Annotated in this window: 17 protein-coding genes; 9 read left to right on the plus strand and 8 right to left on the minus strand. The window is 56.2% G+C overall.

The annotated features are described in order from the left end of the window. Positions 1-35: 35 nt before the first annotated feature. The gene (lpxO, locus tag AC4IBF_RS20140; RefSeq protein ID WP_115876902.1) at positions 36-944 is read left to right on the plus strand and encodes a lipid A hydroxylase LpxO; all 909 of its coding nucleotides are present in this window, start codon (positions 36-38) and stop codon (positions 942-944) included. Between the two features lie 3 nt (positions 945-947). Here the strand turns inward: lpxO and AC4IBF_RS20145 are convergent, their stop codons facing one another. Further along, positions 948-1,679: a response regulator gene (locus tag AC4IBF_RS20145; RefSeq protein WP_133293597.1), complete on the minus strand. Its 732-nt coding sequence runs from the start codon at positions 1,677-1,679 to the stop codon at positions 948-950. 256 nt (positions 1,680-1,935) lie between these two features. Between AC4IBF_RS20145 and fdhF the strand changes: the two genes are divergently transcribed. From fdhF to AC4IBF_RS20160, 3 genes are all read left to right on the plus strand, one after another. Further along, on the plus strand, positions 1,936-4,083 hold the full coding sequence (gene fdhF / locus AC4IBF_RS20150; RefSeq protein WP_133293596.1) for a formate dehydrogenase subunit alpha: 2,148 nt from the start codon (positions 1,936-1,938) through the stop codon (positions 4,081-4,083). A gap of 322 nt (positions 4,084-4,405) precedes the next feature. Further along, positions 4,406-4,558, plus strand: coding sequence for a Hok/Gef family protein (locus AC4IBF_RS20155; protein WP_059386360.1), 153 nt, complete (start codon positions 4,406-4,408; stop codon positions 4,556-4,558). Positions 4,559-4,679: 121 nt separating this feature from the next. Continuing rightward, positions 4,680-5,354 (plus strand): tetratricopeptide repeat protein, encoded by a 675-nt coding sequence (locus AC4IBF_RS20160; RefSeq protein ID WP_115876905.1) that lies wholly within the window; start codon positions 4,680-4,682, stop codon positions 5,352-5,354. A gap of 53 nt (positions 5,355-5,407) precedes the next feature. Here AC4IBF_RS20160 and gltP read toward each other — a convergent pair whose 3' ends face one another. Next, complete coding sequence (gene gltP, locus AC4IBF_RS20165) at positions 5,408-6,721, minus strand: glutamate/aspartate:proton symporter GltP (protein WP_024906735.1); 1,314 nt, start codon at positions 6,719-6,721, stop codon at positions 5,408-5,410. 423 nt (positions 6,722-7,144) lie between these two features. On the opposite strand from gltP, the gene acs reads away from it, so the two are divergent. The 3 genes from acs to actP all read left to right on the plus strand — a co-directional run bounded on the left by acs (position 7,145) and on the right by actP (position 11,146). Further along, positions 7,145-9,103 (plus strand): acetate--CoA ligase, encoded by a 1,959-nt coding sequence (gene acs, locus AC4IBF_RS20170; RefSeq protein ID WP_136196015.1) that lies wholly within the window; start codon positions 7,145-7,147, stop codon positions 9,101-9,103. An 82-nt stretch (positions 9,104-9,185) separates the two neighbouring features. After that, the gene (locus AC4IBF_RS20175; protein WP_008503396.1) at positions 9,186-9,500 is read left to right on the plus strand and encodes a DUF485 domain-containing protein; all 315 of its coding nucleotides are present in this window, start codon (positions 9,186-9,188) and stop codon (positions 9,498-9,500) included. After that, on the plus strand, positions 9,497-11,146 hold the full coding sequence (gene actP, locus AC4IBF_RS20180; protein WP_274241769.1) for a cation/acetate symporter ActP: 1,650 nt from the start codon (positions 9,497-9,499) through the stop codon (positions 11,144-11,146). Before AC4IBF_RS20175 ends, actP begins: the two co-directional genes overlap by 4 nt. Positions 11,147-11,178: 32 nt before the next feature. On the opposite strand, the gene AC4IBF_RS20185 is transcribed toward actP, so the two are convergent. Next, positions 11,179-11,868 (minus strand): LrgB family protein, encoded by a 690-nt coding sequence (locus tag AC4IBF_RS20185; RefSeq protein WP_024906731.1) that lies wholly within the window; start codon positions 11,866-11,868, stop codon positions 11,179-11,181. After that, positions 11,861-12,271, minus strand: a complete 411-nt coding sequence (locus AC4IBF_RS20190) for a CidA/LrgA family protein (RefSeq protein WP_021242769.1) — start codon at positions 12,269-12,271, stop codon at positions 11,861-11,863. The genes AC4IBF_RS20185 and AC4IBF_RS20190 overlap by 8 nt, the downstream gene beginning before the upstream one ends. Positions 12,272-12,373: 102 nt before the next feature. On the opposite strand from AC4IBF_RS20190, the gene AC4IBF_RS20195 reads away from it, so the two are divergent. Continuing rightward, on the plus strand, positions 12,374-13,261 hold the full coding sequence (locus AC4IBF_RS20195) for a LysR family transcriptional regulator (protein WP_115876908.1): 888 nt from the start codon (positions 12,374-12,376) through the stop codon (positions 13,259-13,261). Positions 13,262-13,327: 66 nt separating this feature from the next. Here AC4IBF_RS20195 and AC4IBF_RS20200 read toward each other — a convergent pair whose 3' ends face one another. The 4 genes from AC4IBF_RS20200 to soxR all read right to left on the minus strand — a co-directional run bounded on the left by AC4IBF_RS20200 (position 13,328) and on the right by soxR (position 18,186). After that, positions 13,328-14,974, minus strand: a complete 1,647-nt coding sequence (locus AC4IBF_RS20200; RefSeq protein ID WP_008503391.1) for a Na+/H+ antiporter — start codon at positions 14,972-14,974, stop codon at positions 13,328-13,330. Between the two features lie 150 nt (positions 14,975-15,124). Beyond that, on the minus strand, positions 15,125-16,474 hold the full coding sequence (gene ghxP / locus AC4IBF_RS20205; RefSeq protein WP_115876909.1) for a guanine/hypoxanthine transporter GhxP: 1,350 nt from the start codon (positions 16,472-16,474) through the stop codon (positions 15,125-15,127). Between the two features lie 293 nt (positions 16,475-16,767). Beyond that, positions 16,768-17,439 (minus strand): glutathione S-transferase family protein, encoded by a 672-nt coding sequence (locus AC4IBF_RS20210; protein ID WP_115876910.1) that lies wholly within the window; start codon positions 17,437-17,439, stop codon positions 16,768-16,770. A 288-nt stretch (positions 17,440-17,727) separates the two neighbouring features. Then, entirely contained in the window at positions 17,728-18,186 is a 459-nt protein-coding gene (gene soxR / locus AC4IBF_RS20215) for a redox-sensitive transcriptional activator SoxR (RefSeq protein ID WP_008503388.1), read from the minus strand. Between the two features lie 98 nt (positions 18,187-18,284). On the opposite strand from soxR, the gene soxS reads away from it, so the two are divergent. Beyond that, complete coding sequence (soxS, locus tag AC4IBF_RS20220) at positions 18,285-18,611, plus strand: superoxide response transcriptional regulator SoxS (protein WP_008503387.1); 327 nt, start codon at positions 18,285-18,287, stop codon at positions 18,609-18,611. Positions 18,612-18,616: the final 5 nt, after the last annotated feature.

An 18,616-nucleotide genomic window follows, 5' to 3' on the forward strand; every position in this document is an offset into this window, starting at 1 on the left:
TTTCCGAAATGAGATAGAAAGAGGACAAGGGAAAAATGTTCGCAGCCATCATCATCGGTATTTTCATTATCAGCGTTATTTATGCGCATTCACGCGGCAAAGAAAAACAGACGCTTTCCCGTCAGCTCTTCGACCATTCGACGTTCATGGCGCCCATCAATATGTTTATGACGGCTTTTTCTTCCCTGCCCGCCAGGCAGCCTTTCTTTGAAACAGAACGTTTTCCTGAATTAAATAAGCTGACGGAAAACTGGCTGATTATTCGCGAAGAGGCGCTGCGTTTGCAGCACCATATTAAGGCGGCGGAAAATAATAACGACGCCGGCTTTAACACCTTTTTTAAACGCGGCTGGAAACGGTTTTACCTGAAATGGTATGCCGATGCCCATCCCTCCGCGCAGTCTTTATGCCCGGTGACGACCCGGCTGGTGAGTGAAATCCCCTCGGTGAAGGCGGCCATGTTTGCCGAGCTGCCGGCGGGTGCAAAGCTTGGCAAGCATCGTGATCCCTATGCGGGCTCGGTTCGTTACCATCTGGGGTTATTCACACCGAATGACGACCGATGCTTTATTGAAGTCGACGGGCAGCGCCACAGCTGGCGGGATGGTGAAGCCGTTATTTTTGATGAGACCTACGTCCACTGGGCAGAGAATAAATCGGATCAAACGCGCATTATTCTCTTCTGCGATATTGAGCGTCCGATGAAATGGCGCTGGGCGCAGGCGGTTAACCATTGGGTGGGGACCACGCTGATGTCTGCAGCCAGCTCACCGAATGACGAAAATGACAGCACCGGCGGCATAAACCGCATTTTTAAATACGTTCATGCGGGCCGCGAGCGGGGGCAGCGTCTGAAAAAAAGAAACCGTAAGGCTTATTACGCCCTCAAGTATCTGTGCATCATCGCAATTTTTGCCGCCATCATTGTTCCGGCAATAACGTAAGCCTTATGCCGCCTGCTCGGGCCGGCTCACGTCGGTGGCAAACACGTAACCCAGCCCGCGAATGGTTTTGATGAGCGCAGGCTGATGCGGGTTAGCCTCTATTTTCCGGCGCAGGCGCATGATCAGCACGTCAATCGTGCGGTCGAACACGTCGGCGCTTTCGCTGTGGGTCAGCTCAAGCAGCCTGTCACGGCTTAGCACCCGACGGGCATTCTGCGTGAGCGCCAGCAGCAGGCCATACTCGCCCTGGGTTAAGGGGACGGGATTACGCTGCGGATCGCTCAGCTCGCAGCGGGTGGTATCAAGCGTCCATCCGTTAAACGCAATGCCCGCAACGGGCGCTGCGGAGGGTTCCGCAGCCAGCACGCCCGTACGGCGCAGTACCGCTTTTACGCGGGCGACCACCACGCGCGGGTTGAACGGCTTGCCAATATAATCGTCGGCCCCCATCTCCAGCCCCACCACCACGTCTGACTCGCTGCCCAGGCCGGTTAACATCACAACCGGTAGCGCCGGACGCTGCTTTTGCAGCTGCAGCAGAACCTGCAGTCCATTAATATCCGGCAGCATCATATCCAGCAGTACCAGCGCGATATTTGGCTCCTGTTGCACCTGCCGCAGTGCATCCTGGCCGTTATGGCAGACAAGCACGCTAAAGACGTGCTCGCTCAGCACATCCTGAAGCAGTTCGCAGACTGCCGTATCGTCATCAACCACCAGAATCGCCGGTTTCATCGTATGCTTCCGTCAGGGGATTATGTTAAGTCTGAACTATTCTGCCGTCGGCTCCAGTCAAAAGGTTTTTTCAGTGACGGAAATTCAACCCATGTCACATCCGCCGCCCCGTCGACACGTCAATTTTGACGATTGACTGCTTTTTGTCAGGGTTTTCACCCCGGATGGGCCGTAAAGTCAGGGGATACCCATACAAAAAACATGGCATAGAAGCTGCATAGTGGGTGCGAACGATTCGATTAACTGGAGCAGACTGATGAAAAAAGTCGTCACGGTTTGCCCTTATTGTGCCTCAGGTTGCAAGATCCACCTGGTGGTCGATAACGGCAAAATCGTCCGGGCGGAGGCCGCACAGGGGAAAACCAATCAGGGCACGCTGTGCCTGAAAGGTTACTACGGCTGGGATTTTATTAACGATACCCAAATCCTTACCCCGCGCCTGAAAACCCCTATGATCCGCCGCGAGCGCGGCGGCAAGCTGGAAGCCGTCTCCTGGAACGAGGCGCTGGATTACGTCGCCGCGCGCCTGAGCGCCATCAAGGCCAAGTATGGCCCGGATGCCATCCAGACTACCGGCTCTTCCCGCGGGACGGGAAATGAAACCAACTATGTGATGCAAAAATTCGCGCGCGCCGTTATTGGTACTAATAACGTCGACTGCTGCGCTCGCGTCTGACACGGCCCATCGGTTGCAGGTCTGCACCAGTCGGTCGGTAACGGCGCAATGAGTAACGCCATCAACGAGATAGATAATACCGATCTCGTCTTCATCTTTGGTTATAACCCGGCGGATTCTCACCCTATCGTCGCGAACCACGTTATTCGCGCTAAACAGAATGGGGCGAAAATCATCGTCTGCGATCCGCGCAAAATTGAAACCGCGCGCATTGCGGATATGCACATTGCATTGAAAAACGGCTCAAACATCGCGCTGTTGAACGCAATGGGGCACGTCATTATTGAGGAGAACCTGTACGACCAGGCGTTTGTCGCGACCCGTACAGAAGGCTTTGAAGAGTATAAGAAAATAGTCGAGGGCTATACGCCTGAATCCGTCGAAGCGATAACCGGTGTCAGCGCACAGGAGATTCGTCAGGCGGCCAGAATGTATGCCGGGGCAAAAACCGCCGCCATTCTCTGGGGTATGGGCGTAACCCAGTTCTACCAGGGCGTGGAAACCGTGCGCTCGCTCACCAGCCTCGCGATGCTGACCGGTAATCTGGGTAAAGCCCACGTTGGCGTGAACCCGGTGCGTGGTCAGAATAACGTGCAGGGCGCCTGCGATATGGGCGCGCTGCCGGATACTTATCCGGGCTACCAGTACGTGAAGTTTCCGGAAAACCGCGCCAAGTTCGCGAAGGCCTGGGGCGTGGAAAGCCTGCCGGAACACACCGGGTATCGCATCAGCGAGCTGCCGCACCGCGCGGCGCATGGCGAAGTGCGTGCGGCCTACATCATGGGTGAAGATCCACTTCAGACCGACGCCGAGCTTTCTGCAGTGCGTAAAGGGTTTGAGGATCTGGAGCTGGTGATTGTCCAGGATATCTTCATGACCAAAACTGCGGCGGCGGCGGATGTGATTTTACCGTCGACCTCCTGGGGCGAGCATGAAGGCGTCTATACGGCGGCGGACCGCGGCTTCCAGCGCTTCTTCAAGGCGGTCGAGCCGAAGTGGGATCTGAAAACGGACTGGCAGATCATCAGCGAAATCGCCACCCGCATGGGCTACCCGATGCACTACAACAACACCCAGGAGATCTGGGACGAGTTGCGCAGTCTGTGTCCGGACTTCTACGGCGCCACCTATGAAAAAATGGGTGAGCTGGGGTACATCCAGTGGCCGTGCAGGGATGAGTCAGAGGCCGATCAAGGCACGTCCTATCTCTTTAAGGAGAAATTCGACACCCCGAACGGGCTGGCGCAGTTCTTCACCTGCGACTGGGTCGCGCCGATCGATAAACTCACCGACGAGTATCCGATGGTGCTCTCCACCGTACGTGAAGTGGGCCATTACTCCTGCCGCTCAATGACCGGTAACTGCGCCGCGCTGGCCGCGCTGGCGGACGAACCGGGCTATGCGCAAATCAACACCGCAGATGCTGAACGCCTTGGTATTGAGGACGAAGCCCTGGTGTGGGTGAACTCGCGCAAAGGGCGGATCATCACCCGCGCGCAGGTCAGCGATCGCCCGAACAAAGGGGCGGTCTATATGACCTACCAGTGGTGGATTGGTGCCTGCAACGAGCTGGTGACGGAGAACTTAAGCCCGATAACCAAAACGCCGGAGTATAAATACTGCGCCGTTAACGTTGAGCCGATTGCGGATCAGCACGCGGCGGAACAATACGTGATAGAGGAATATAACAAGCTAAAAGCCCGACTGCGCGAAAGCGCAATGGGTTAAAGCCGTTAATTGAACGTTGAATAAAGGGAGTGATATATTCACTCCCTTTTTATTTCCAATTAATTCATAAGAAATAGAAATTATTATTCTGTAAAGCGGCTCGCAGAAATAATGTAATTTACGCAGAATAAAATTACATCTTTGCATTTTAATTCAGAGAGATAAGATATGCGGCGGGTGCTTAAGACTTTCTGTCTTGAGCATTGTTGAGGGACAGAAAGTGGAAAGCCCCGGGAAATTTTCATTTACCCGAGGCTACTCCCTCAACTCCCAACAGGTTGAGAGTAGCCTCTTATTCTTTTTTTGACAAGGAGTAAAAGGCATGACGCCATTAAAAACTGCGTTAGGCATCGTCTTTATTGTTTGCCTGACGATAGTGATTTTTACCTTTATTACTCGCGGTAAGCTCTGCGAGTTCTCAATAAAGAGTGAGCATCAGGAGGTGGCGGCAAAATTAGCCTGCAACGCAGGCTAATCTCTACGGGCGGAACAACGGTTCCGCCCGGCTTGTAGGATGCTGGGGTCTTAATGCACCCGTTTTTTTCTTTTGCGCCCGCGATTATACTGCGCGGCGTGTACCCAGATGATAAGAGTCCATGAAAGCCATTTTTCTGTTGTTATTGTTTTTAACGTCCTTTGCCCGCGCGGATGAGATAGGCAGCCAGTATCGGAAACAGGCGGAAGCCGGCGATGCCCGCGCCCAGTATTATCTTGCCGATACGTACTTCAGCTCCGGCGACAGCAAGCAGGCCGCGCTGTGGGCCGAGAAAGCCGCGAAAGGCGGCGATGTCGACGCCATGGGGTTGCTCTCGCAAATCCTCTTTACGCAAGGTGATTACGCACAGGCCAAAGCCCTGGCCCAACAGGCAAACATTGCTGGCAGCAAACGCGGTGCGATCATGCTGGCGCGCATTCTGGTGAATACTCAGGCGGGGAAAACTGACTATCCCCAGGCCATCAGACTGCTGCAAACGGCGACCGAAGATATCGACAGCGACTCTGCGGTCGATGCCCAACTGCTCCTGGGGCTGATTTATGCCAACGGCGGTGAGGTAGCGCAGGATGACGTGCAGGCTGCCTCCTGGTTCAAGCGGAGTTCAGCCCTTTCGCGTACCGGCTATGCCGAGTATTGGGCTGGGATGCTGTTCAGGCAGGGTGAGAAAGGCTTTATCACGCCCAATAAACAGAAAGCACTGTACTGGTTGAACCTGAGCTGTACGGAAGGGTTTGATACGGGGTGCGAAGAGTTTGATGCGTTGAGCGGGGAATAAAATCCCCTCACCCTAACCCTCTCCCCAAAGGGGAGAGGGAAGACAACGTTACATTACTGGTCAGCAGTCTTATCAAAACGACCCAGCACCTCGCGTTCATACGCCAGCGCCTTTTTACGATCGAATTTGTGTTCCCATTTGGCTATAACCAGCACCGCCAGCGCATTACCCACCACGTTCAGCGCCGTACGCGCCATGTCGAGGATACGGTCCACACCGGCGATAAAGGCCAGACCTTCCAGCGGAATGCCTACGCTGCCCAGCGTCGCCAGCAGCACCACGAACGAAACGCCCGGTACGCCTGCGATACCTTTAGACGTCACCATCAGCGTCAGTACCAGGACGATCTCCTGCCACAGCGACAGGTCAATGCCGTACAGCTGGGCAATAAAGATAGCGGCGATACTCTGGTACAGCGTGGAACCATCCAGGTTAAAGGAGTAACCGGTTGGTACCACGAAGCTGGTAATAGAGGCAGGCGCGCCGTAGGCTTCCATCTTCTCAATAATACGCGGCAGCACGCTCTCAGAGCTTGCCGTGGAGTAGGCCAGAATCAGCTCATCTTTCAGGATACGGATCAGGATCCAGATGCTCAGCCCGCACAGACGCGCCACGATGCCCAGCACCACCAGTGCGAAGAACAGGATGGCGAAGTGCACCAGGATCACCAGCTTCGCCAGCGGCCACAGGGAGGCAAAACCGAAGTTCGCCACGGTGACGGCGATAAGCGCAAACACCCCTACCGGCGCGTAACGCATTACCATGTGGGTCACTTTAAACATGGTCTCGGAAATAGAGCGGAACACGGTCACCAGCGGTTCACGGTGCGTCGCGGGCAGAGAAGAGAGCCCCAGACCAAACAGTACCGAGAAGAAGATGATCGGCAGCATTTCGCCCTTCGCCATCGACGCCACGATGTTGGTCGGCACCAGCGACAGGATTGTGCCCATCAGGCCATGCGCATGGCTCTGCACGTCAGCGGTCGTACTTTGGTATTTCGAAATATCCACCGTTGCCAGCTGCGACATATCGATCCCGGAACCCGGCTGGAACACGTTCGCCAAAGTGATACCAAGAATGATCGCAACCGTAGTGATCACTTCGAAATAGATAATGGTTTTTGCACCAATACGACCTAACTGCTTCGCATCGCCGACGCCCGCAATACCGACCACCAGCGTCGAGATCACAATTGGAACCACAATCATCTTGATCAGATGAATGAAGATATCCCCTGCCGGTGAGAGCAGGTTCGCAATCAGCCATTCGCGGCTGTCGCTGTGATAGTGAAGGTAACTGCCCAGCAAGATGCCCAGCACAAGGGCGATTAAGATCTGCCAGGCAAGGCTGACTTTAACGTTTTTCATAGAAACTGACTTCCTCAATGAAGCGCCTTATTCACTCAAACTGCATGAATATGGAGACATACTGAAAGGGTATGAATTGTGTTGCGTTGGTTTATGGGATTTTTTAACGCGGCGTATGAGTATCATTTGCGCGACCTGTTGCGCAAGCCTTAAAGAACGACGCGTTTCACTCACAAAAGCGACGATGACGGCAGTTTGTTCTAATTCTGATAAATAACCTTTTGTTATAAAAACGCTTTTTTAAACATAAATGTGAATAATCGTCAGCATAAATTATTTTCCTTCAAAGATTCATTCGCTCAATTTTCATACTCTTCAAACAATGCGTGATCTGCAGCCCAAATAATAAACAAAGCTTGTAAAGCCCCTACAATTAACGTTTTTGCGACATATTATTAACATCTTACAAGGAGAAAAAAAGCCATGAGCCAAATACACAAACATGACATTCCCGCAAATATTGCGGACCGTTGCCTGATCACCCCGGAGCAGTACCACGAGAAATATCAGCAATCTATCACCGCCCCGGACACCTTCTGGGGTGAGCAGGGTCATATCCTTGACTGGATCAAACCTTACCAGAAGGTGAAGAACACCTCCTTTGCGCCCGGCAATGTCTCCATTAAATGGTATGAAGATGGCACTCTGAACCTGGCGGCAAACTGCCTTGATCGTCACCTTGCCGAACGCGGAAACGAGACGGCGATTATCTGGGAAGGCGATGATGCCTCCCAGAGCAAACACATTACCTATAAAGAACTGCACCGCGACGTGTGCCGCTTCGCCAACGTCCTGCTGGAAAAAGGCATTAAAAAAGGCGATGTGGTCGCTATCTATATGCCGATGGTGCCGGAAGCGGCGGTAGCCATGCTGGCCTGCGCGCGTATTGGTGCGATCCACTCCGTTATCTTTGGCGGTTTCTCACCAGAAGCGGTTGCGGGCCGTATTGTCGATTCCAGTTCAAAACTGGTGATCACCGCCGATGAAGGCGTGCGCGCCGGACGCGGAATCCCCCTGAAGAAAAACGTCGACGAAGCGCTGAAAAACCCGAACGTCAAAACGGTCAGCAACGTCATCGTCCTTAAGCGTACCGGCGGCAAAATCGACTGGAACGAGGGGCGTGACCTGTGGTGGAGCGACCTGATTGAAAAGGCGAGCGACCAGCATCAGCCCGAAGAGATGAACGCAGAAGATCCGCTCTTCATTCTTTACACCTCCGGCTCGACCGGTAAGCCGAAAGGCGTGCTGCACACCACCGGCGGCTATCTGGTCTACGCGGCCACCACCTTCAAATACGTCTTTGATTACCATCCGGGCGACATCTACTGGTGTACAGCCGACGTGGGCTGGGTTACCGGACACAGCTACCTGCTGTACGGCCCGCTGGCCTGTGGCGCAACAACGCTGATGTTTGAGGGCGTACCGAACTGGCCGACTCCGGCGCGGATGTGTCAGGTGGTCGACAAGCATCAGGTCAATATTCTCTACACCGCGCCAACGGCGATCCGCGCATTAATGGCGGAAGGCGATAAAGCCATCGAAGGCACTGACCGCTCTTCATTGCGCATCCTCGGTTCCGTGGGTGAGCCAATCAACCCGGAAGCCTGGGAGTGGTACTGGAAGAAAATCGGCAACGAGAAATGCCCGGTCATGGACACCTGGTGGCAGACCGAAACCGGCGGCTTTATGATCACCCCGATGCCGGGCGCCACTCAGCTGAAAGCGGGCTCGGCAACCCGTCCGTTCTTCGGCGTGCAGCCTGCGCTGGTGGATAACGAAGGCAACCCGCTGGAAGGCGCCACCGAAGGCAACCTGGTGATCACGGACTCGTGGCCGGGTCAGGCGCGTACCCTGTTCGGCGATCACGATCGCTTCGAGCAGACCTACTTCTCGACCTTTAAAAACATGTACTTCAGCGGCGACGGCGCGCGCCGTGATGAAGATGGCTATTACTGGATTACCGGACGCGTGGACGACGTGCTGAACGTCTCCGGCCACCGTCTGGGCACCGCGGAGATTGAATCTGCGCTGGTGTCGCATCCGAAGATTGCCGAAGCGGCTGTTGTGGGCATTCCGCACAACATTAAAGGCCAGGCGATTTACGCGTACGTCACCCTGAACCACGGGGAAGAGCCGTCGCCAGAGCTGTATACCGAAGTGCGCAACTGGGTGCGTAAAGAGATTGGCCCGCTGGCCACGCCGGACGTGTTGCACTGGACCGACTCTCTGCCGAAAACCCGCTCCGGCAAAATTATGCGTCGTATCTTGCGCAAAATCGCGGCAGGGGACACCAGCAACCTCGGTGATACCTCAACGCTCGCGGATCCTGGCGTGGTGGAAAAACTGCTCGAAGAGAAGCAGACCATCGCAATGCCTTCCTAGTGATTTCTCCCTCTCCCCTCACCCTCTCCCCATAGGGGAGAGGGGATAAAAACAAACCAACCTTACCTTTGGAGACTCTGTGATGAATGACCATATTTGTCAGCAGATAGAGAATAGTGCGCACTACAGGGAGCTCGTCGATAAGCGGCAACGGTTTGCCTTCACCCTTTCCATCATCATGCTGATTATCTATGTCGGCTTTATTCTGCTGATTGCCTTTGCGCCGCACTGGCTGGGCACCCCGTTACACGAGGGTACCAGCGTGACGCGCGGTATCCCCATTGGCATTGGCGTGATCGTGATTTCATTTGTGCTAACCGGCGTCTACGTTTGGCGCGCGAACGGTGAATTCGATCGTCTTAATAAAGCGGTACTGCAAGAGGTAAAAGCATCATGAAGCGAGTCCTGACGGCGCTAGCCGCCACACTTCCCTTTGCCGCCCACGCGGCGGATGCCATTACCGGCGAGGTACAGCGCCAGCCAACCAACTGGCAGGCGATTGTGATGTTCCTGATTTTCGTGGTGCTGACGCTGTACATCACCTACTGGGCGTCGAAACGCGTGCGCTCCCGTAACGATTACTACACCGCAGGCGGCAATATTACCGGCTTCCAGAACGGGCTGGCGATTGCGGGTGACTTTATGTCCGCCGCCTCGTTCCTCGGGATCTCCGCGCTGGTGTACACCTCCGGCTATGATGGTCTGATCTACTCCCTCGGCTTCCTCGTCGGCTGGCCGATCATTCTGTTCCTGATTGCCGAGCGCCTGCGCAATCTGGGCCGCTACACCTTCGCCGACGTGGCCTCGTATCGCCTGAAGCAGGGACCGATTCGCACCCTCTCCGCCTGCGGTTCGCTGGTGGTGGTGGCGCTGTACCTGATTGCGCAGATGGTGGGTGCGGGTAAATTGATCGAACTGCTGTTCGGCCTGAACTACCACATCGCGGTAGTGCTGGTGGGCGTGCTGATGGTGATGTACGTGCTATTCGGCGGCATGCTCGCCACCACCTGGGTGCAGATCATCAAAGCCGTTCTGCTGCTGTTCGGCGCCAGCTTTATGGCCTTTATGGTGATGAAGCACGTTGGCTTCAGCTTCAATAACCTGTTCACCGAAGCGATGGCGGTCCACCCGAAAGGGGAAGCCATTATGAGCCCGGGCGGGCTGGTGAAAGACCCTATATCTGCACTCTCGCTTGGTCTCGGCCTGATGTTCGGTACCGCGGGTCTGCCGCATATACTGATGCGCTTCTTCACCGTGAGCGATGCGCGTGAAGCGCGCAAGAGCGTCTTCTACGCTACCGGCTTCATGGGCTACTTCTATATTCTGACCTTCATCATCGGCTTTGGCGCGATCATGCTGGTGGGGGCGAACCCGGCGTTTAAAGACGCGGCGGGCGCGCTGATTGGCGGTAACAACATGGCGGCGGTGCATCTGGCGGACGCGGTGGGCGGCAACCTGTTCCTCGGCTTTATCTCCGCCGTGGCCTTCGCCACCATTCTTGCGGTGGTTGCGGGTTTAACGCTGGCCGGCGCGTCGGCGGTTTCGCATGACCTCTACGCCAACGTCTTCCGCAAAGGCGCAAGCGAGCGCGATGAACTGAAGGTCTCGAAAATTACCGTGCTGGTGCTGGGCGTCGTGGCGATTCTGTTGGGCATTCTGTTCGAGAAGCAAAACATCGCCTTTATGGTGGGGCTAGCCTTCTCGATTGCGGCCAGCTGTAACTTCCCGATCATCCTGCTCTCCATGTACTGGTCGAAACTGACCACCCGTGGGGCGATGATTGGCGGCTGGCTGGGGCTGCTGACGGCGGTGATCCTGATGATTCTGGGCCCAACCATTTGGGTGCAGATCCTCGGTCACGCAAGCGCCATCTTCCCGTATGAATACCCGGCGCTGTTCTCTATTGCCGTGGCGTTTATCGGTATCTGGGTCTTCTCGGCCACCGACAATTCGCCGGAGGGTAACCTGGAGCGTGAGAAATTCCGCGCCCAGTTTATCCGTTCACAAACCGGTCTCGGTGTTGAGCAGGGCCGCGCGCACTAAGCCTTTCTCCCCGGTCATTCTGGCCGGGGAGCTTAAAACATCACCCACGCCACCAGCGGCGCAACCAGCACCATTACCACGCCCGACAGCATCATGACCAGGCTCGCGACAACGCCCTCCTGCTGGCCCAGCTCATAGGAACGTGCCGTGCCCGCGCCGTGCGACGCCGCGCCAAACCCCGCGCCTTTGGCCATCCCTTCCCGAATAGAAAGCCGCAGAAAGAGCATATCGCCCACCGCCATCCCAAAGACGCCCGTCACCACCACAAACAGCGCCACCAGGTCCGGCTGTCCGCCGAGGGGTTTAGCCGCCGCCAGCGCGAACGGCGTGGTCACCGAGCGCACGGCCAGGCTGCGCTGAATTTCGTCGGGCAGCGTAAACAGCCGCGCCAGCCAGACGGAGCTACAGACCGCGACCACCGTGGCGGTAATCACGCCTGCGCTGAGCGACATCCAGTGGCGTTTGATAATCGCCAGGTTGTCGTAAACGGGCACGGCAAAGGCGATGGTCGCCGGGCCGAGCAGCCACAGCAGCCAGTGGGATTCACCAATATAGTTTTGCCAGGAGATATGGCCGAAGACCAGCATCAGCACCAGCAGGATCGGCGTGAAGACCAGCGGCATCAGCGGCAGGGCATGAAAACGGCGATACAGCCGCTTGTTGGCAAAGTAGATCCCAAGCGTCGCGATCAGGCACAGGACGCTGATCTGAAAGTTAGTCATGTTTGTGCCTGCTGATTTCAAACCGGTAGACTTTATCCACAACCCAGGCGGTCGCCCCCAGCACCATCAACGTACTCAGCGCGATGACCGCAAAGATTCGCCAGCCGTCCACCATCAGCAGCTGCGCATAGTTCACCACCGCCACCACGGCAGGGACAAAGAACAGCAGCATCTCCGCCAGCAGCCAGCGCGCCCCGGCTCGCACCCAGTTAAGGGGGATCACGCGACAGAGGATGAGCGTCAGCATCAGCAGCATCCCCACCAGGTTGGCAGGCAGCGGCAGATGGAGCCAGCCGACAAGATATTCGGCGAAAACAAACAGTCCCGCGTAGAGCAGTACCTGAACCGGGACCTGGAGTCGTTGTACAACGGCAGGCGTAACACGGCTTAACGCCACGGCCATGGGGGTTTTCCTCAAAAATGAGACGAAGCGCCAGTATAGTGAGCGCACGGTGTGGACTGAAATGAATTAAAATCATCAAAGGTATAGTTTCGAGGAATAATCATGGACATAAGAACGCTGCGCTATTTTGTCGAAGTGGTTCGTCAGCAAAGTTTTACCCGCGCAGCGGAGAAGTTGTTTGTTACCCAGCCCACCATCAGCAAGATGCTGAAAAACCTCGAAGATGAACTGAACTGTACCCTGCTGATCCGCGACGGGCGCAAGCTGCTGCTGACCGACACCGGACGCGTGGTGTTCGAGCGCGGGCTGGCTATTCTGGCGGAGTTCCGCCAGCTGAAAGCAGAGCTGGACGATATTAATCATCTGACCAAAGGGGTGCTTCGCCTCGGCATTCCACCGATGGTGGGGATGATGATGGCCGGGCCGATTAGCCTGTTTCGCCAGCGCTATCCCGGCGTAGAGCTGAAGATTTCGGAGTTTGGTGGGTTAACCGTCCAGCAGGCCGTCACTAACGGCGAGCTCGACGTTGCCATGACTGCCCTCCCCGTTGAGGAAGAGAGCGGCCTTGCGACGCTTCCGCTCTTTAGCCACCCGCTGTGCGTGCTGGTGCCCCGCTCCGGCGACTGGCTAAAGAGGGAGTCGGTGAAGCCTGAACTGCTCGGCGAGCACCCTCTGCTGATCTACAACGAAGACTTCGCCCTCAGCCGCCAGCTTATGACGCTGTTTAACCAGCATAACGTCAAGCCACGCATTGCGGTACGCAGCGGACAGTGGGATTTCCTGGCGGCGATGGTGCAGGCCGGCGTGGGGATTGCCATTCTGCCGCAGCCGATTTGCGAGCGTCTGGATAAAAACACGCTGCGCTGGATCCCACTGGAGAGCGATCTGCACTGGCAACTGGGCATGATCTGGCGTGAAGGGGTCTATTTGTCGCAGAGCGCGCAGGCGTGGCTGCAGTGTTGTGAGGGGTTTTGGGTGCCCACACCCTAACCCCTGGGCTCGATCGGTTCCCTCTCCCCTAAGGGGAGAGGGCCAGGGTGAGGGGCACAAACAGCGCTACTGATTCTCTATCAACAGCGCTTCCAGCAGGTCCAGATCGTGCAGCAGCTTTTGCAGCGTCTCGTTGCTGATCTGGCGCGTGGCGCGCAGGTGGTACAGTTCGGCACGCTCTGAGCGCAGCGCTGCCAGACGGAACCGGCGTTCCAGGTTCTCCTCCTGCAGCGAGCTTTCCACATCGTTACGCCCGTCCGCGCGGCGGCGAAGGTTACCAATTACGCGGGAACTCACTTCCGTCAGCAGCTGATTATCGATGTTCTCTTCCGCATCCGCGGCCAGACGCTCTTCCATTTTCTGGATGGCGACAATCGCCACTTCGGCGGTGGCCGCACGCGCAATGCGCTCTTCCTTGTGCTGCTGGGTCGAATCGCCAACATCAATATGCTGCAGCAGGATCGGCAGCATAATCACGCCGACAAACAGTGAGAAGAGAATCACGCCCGCCGCCAGGAAGACCAGCTCGTAGCGTGCCGGGAAGACATCGCCTGTCGGCAGCAGCAGCGGAATGGAGAGCACACCGGCAAGGGTGATCGCCCCGCGTACGCCCGCAAAAGAGGCAATCAGCAGTTCACGCGTTGTCCACGAGCCGAACTCCATCGGTTTTTTCTTCAGGAAGCGGACGCTGAAGTTTTTCATCGTCCACAGCCAGCCGAAACGAACCAGCATCAGCGCCAGGTAGATCAGCACGATGTCGGTAAACAGCATCCAGACCTCAACGTTCGGGTCGGCCTCCGCCGCCACCAGCGAGGACTCCATAATGCCAGGCAGCTGCAGGCCCAGGAGCAGGAACACCATGCCGTTAAAGACAAACTCCAGCATGGCCCAGGTGCTGTTTGCACGCAGGCGCATGGCCAGCGGCGCGCGGCGCATTACGCCGGAACGGGTAATGGTCATCCCTGCCGCAACCGCTGCCAGAATGCCCGACACGCCGATATGTTCGGCAATCAGATAAGAGGCAAACGGCAGCAGGAACAGCAGTACGATCTGCGTAGCGGGCTCATCGCCGCCCCAGCGGCTGAGGAAGCGCAGCGAGCGGCCGTACAGCCAGCTCACCACGAAGCCTGCGAGAATACCGCCAATCGCCACCTTGAAGAATTCCAGCGTTGCGCCGCCGACGGTAAAGACCATCGTACCCATCGCTACGGCCACGGCAAACTTCAGGGCGACCAGGCCGGAGGCGTCGTTCATCAGCGCCTCACCCTGTAAAATCCCCATGATTTTCTTCGGAATACGGCCTTCACCCACAATGCCGGACAGCGCCACGGCATCGGTTGGCGACAGCACGGCGGCCAGCGCAAAAGCCGGTATTAACGGAATGCCCGGCACCGTCCAGTAGATCAGGAAACCAATCCCGACGACGGTGACCACCACCAGCGCAAGCGCCAGGCCGAAGATCTCTCGCCCGTGCTCAAGGAATTCGCGCGTGGGCGTTTTCCAGCCATCGGCAAACAGCAGTGGCGGAATAAACAGCACGAGGAACAGTTCGGGGTCAAATTCCACGTGCAGGCCAAACGTCGGCCACGCCAGCAGCGCGCCGATGGCAATTTGCATTAATGGCAGGGGGACCTGAAAGGGCAGTACGCGTGTAACCACCCCGGATAGCGAGACCACAAGGGTCATGATGAGTATTGTGAAGAAGATTTCCATGCGTTCCCTGTTTGCTGTGTTGCTTATGTACTCCGGAAGGCGTCGTGCCTTTTATTCTATCTTCCCCAGAGTAACGCAAAAGGCAACAGGATGAGTCCTGAAAATAAAAACGGGCGGCCTGAGCCACCCGTTTTCGCATCAAAGGACAACTTAGATTGCCCAGCCGCCCGCGTAGAACGCCACCAGCGCAACGGCGATAACAACGGTGCCAACGTTCAGCTTGCGCCATTCACCGGAGACTAGACGACCGATCACCAGCGACGCGAAGCCGATCATAATGCCGGTCACGATGTTACAGGTCAGTACGATGAAGACCGCAGTAATCAGGCCAGACATCGCGTCCACAAAATCCGCAAAGTCGATTTTCGCCACGTTGCTCAGCATCAGCAGGCCAACGTACATCAGCGCTGGCGCGGTCGCGTACGCCGGAACCAGGTACGAGAGTGGAGAGAGAAACAGGATCAGCATGAACAGCACGCCGACGGTGATCGCCGTCAGGCCAGTTTTACCGCCTGCCGCCGTACCCGCCGCGGACTCGATGTATACCGCCGCAGGCGCCGCACCCACCAGACCAGAGAAGACGCTGCTCAGGGAGTCAGTGGTCAGCGCTTTGCCGCCGTCAATAATCTGACCGTCTTTATCCAGCAGGTTCGCCTGACCGGCCACCGCACGAATAGTACCGGTCGCGTCAAACACGGCGGTCATCACCAGCGCCAGCACGCTTGGGAGGATCACCGGGTTCAGCGCGCCAACGATATCCAGGCTGCCAATCAGGGAGTTGCCTTTGTCATCGCTCAGCGACGGCATGGCGAAAATGCCGGAGAAGTGGACGTTCGGATCGAAAATCAGGCCCACAATCGACACGCCGATAATGGTCAGCAGGATGCCGCCCGGGACTTTCAGTTTTTCCAGACCGATAATCACCGCCAGGCCGATCAGCGACATGATCACCGGGAAGCTGGCGAAATGGCCGAGCGCCACCGGCAGGCCGTCCAGCGGGTTCTTGATGACCAGACCGACGCCGTTGGCGGCGATCAGCAGCAGGAACAGGCCGATGCCGATGCCGGTACCGTGCGCCACGCCCTGCGGCAGGTTGCGCAAGATCCAGCTACGGATGCCGGTCGCTGAAATAATGGTAAACAGCACACCCATCAGGAACACGGCGCCCAGCGCAACCGGTACGCTGATGTGCTGACCCAGCACCAGGCTGAACGCGGTAAACGCGGTCAGGGAGATGGCGCAACCAATCGCCAGCGGCAGGTTCGCCCACAGGCCCATCACGATAGAGCCCACGCCGGCCACAAGACAGGTCGCTACAAAGACAGCCGCTGGCGGGAAGCCCGCTTTGCCCAGCATGCCCGGCACAACGATGACGGAATAAACCATCGCCAGAAACGTTGTCAAACCAGCAACGATTTCCTGACGCACGGTGCTGCCGCGGGCCGAAATTTTAAACATGGCGTCAAGTGAACCGCCAGTACGCGCAGATGGCGTAGACATAGAAAACATCCCCTGAGAGTTTTTTAGGAAGTCCGTAAGCGAGGTGGAGACGCCACTGCCAGCTAAACGTCAAATCCTTGTGTTGCGTTTGCGACGAAAGGGCGTCACAAAAAAAGCAAACGTTTAGCTCCGCGCTTACAAACGGGTGGTCAAATTAAGGCAAACGATTATCCAGCCTAATCCCCGCCCTTTTCAACTGAACTTTATCGTTTTTCGCTAAAATTCACTTATGACGCTGAAGAAATAAACAGAGGATGCGCAAACGTTATCGTCAATGCGCAATTTGTTTACATTTAATCCTCACCCGGGATGGATAACGGCCCCCCTTGCTCCAGAGTTCTTTGCCAGCCAGGGCTGTTCTCAACCTTACTTTTCCATGCCTGAATATGCGGCAGGTTGTTAATACCGCCGCGCGCCAGCAGGGCAAAAATCGGAAAGCTCATCTGGATGTCGGCCATGCTGAGCGTATCCCCGGCAAACCAGCTGTTTTTAGCCAGATGTGATTCAATAAAGCGCGCATGGGTTTCCAGCTGGCGGTTGAGGTACGCTTTCTGCACCCCCTGCCCCAGCGCTTTCCCCAGGGTTCGGATACCAAACGGCACCGGCGGTTTTCCGAGGCTGCTGAAGACCAGCTTCATTAACAACAGCGGCATCAGCGATCCTTCCGCGTAGTGCAGCCAGAAGCGGTACTGCACCTTATGCGCCGGATCTAAAGGCTTAAGCCGCGACTCGGGATCGTAAGTTTCCTGCAGGTACTCCAGAATGGCGCCAGACTCCGCAAGGATCAGCCCGTTATCTTCGATAACCGGTGATTTACCCAACGGATGTACCTTTTTGAGAGCCTCCGGCGCCAGCATGTTTTTTTGGCGCTGATAGTGAACGATCTCATAAGGCAGGCCGAGTTCTTCCAGCGCCCAGATCGCGCGGTGCGAGCGCGACTGGTTAAGGTGGTGTACCGTGAGCATGGCTTTCTCCTGTTATTCATACTTTTTAACTATAGAAAATTGAACAACATCGCGAAAAAAATTCGGCTAAAAACCGGTCAGCGACGCTGGCGAAAAAACGGGTCTTGCATAGAATTAAAGTGTCAGCACAATCCGGAACCTCCCCAACCAGCTCGACACTGAGGGGTGCTGACGTCGGGGGAAACCCTCCCGTGAACCAGCGGGATAGAGTGAAAGACAAAGACCGGGAAAAACTAAAGCGCCCTTATGTGGCGCTTTAGTTCTTTATGTGCTTTTTGCCGCGCAATCTCAATCCTCTTCCAGCAGCCGCGCCCCCGTCCCCTGCTCGCCCAGTTTGTCGCCGGGGTTACGCAGCGGGCAGTCGCTGCGCGACAGGCAGCCGCAGCCGATGCAGCCATCCAGCTCGTCACGCAGAGCGACCAGCGTGTGAATACGCCTGTCCAGCTCTTCACGCCACTGGGACGACAGCTCTTTCCACTCTTTCGGACTCAGCGTGTGCCCTTCCGGCAGTACCCCAAAGGCCTCACCGATCGTGGCCAGGGGAATTCCGATTCGTTGCGCAATTTTGATTATCGCCACGTAGCGGAGCACGTCGCGAGTATAGCGACGCTGGTTACCCCCGTTACGGATGCTCTTGATTAACCCTTTGCTTTCATAGAAGTGGAGCGCCGATACCGCAACGCCGCTTCGCTTCGCCACTTCACCGGGAGTTAAAAGCGCTTTAATTCGCGGCAATCTCTTTTCCATAAAACCTCTTTACCTCAAGTTAACTTGAGGAATTATACTCCCCCGCAGAGAAAACGACGAATTAACCGAGATAGTTGTATCTACAGAGGGGCAACCTTATGTCGCATCAGCAGATTATTCAGACGCTTATTGAATGGATTGATGACCATATCGACCAACCGTTGAACATTGATGTGGTCGCGAAAAAGTCGGGCTATTCGAAATGGTATTTACAGAGAATGTTCCGCACGGTCATGCATCAGACGCTGGGTGAGTACATTCGCCAGCGCAGACTTCTGCTGGCAGCGCAGGCGCTACGCTCAACGCAGCGGCCCATTTTTGATATCGCGATGGACCTTGGCTATGTGTCGCAACAAACCTTTTCCCGCGTGTTTCGCCGCGAGTTTGACCGTACGCCGAGCGACTATCGCCACCAGTTGAATTAATCACT

It is taken from the genome of Enterobacter sp. Taxon_8, from assembly GCF_058354585.1.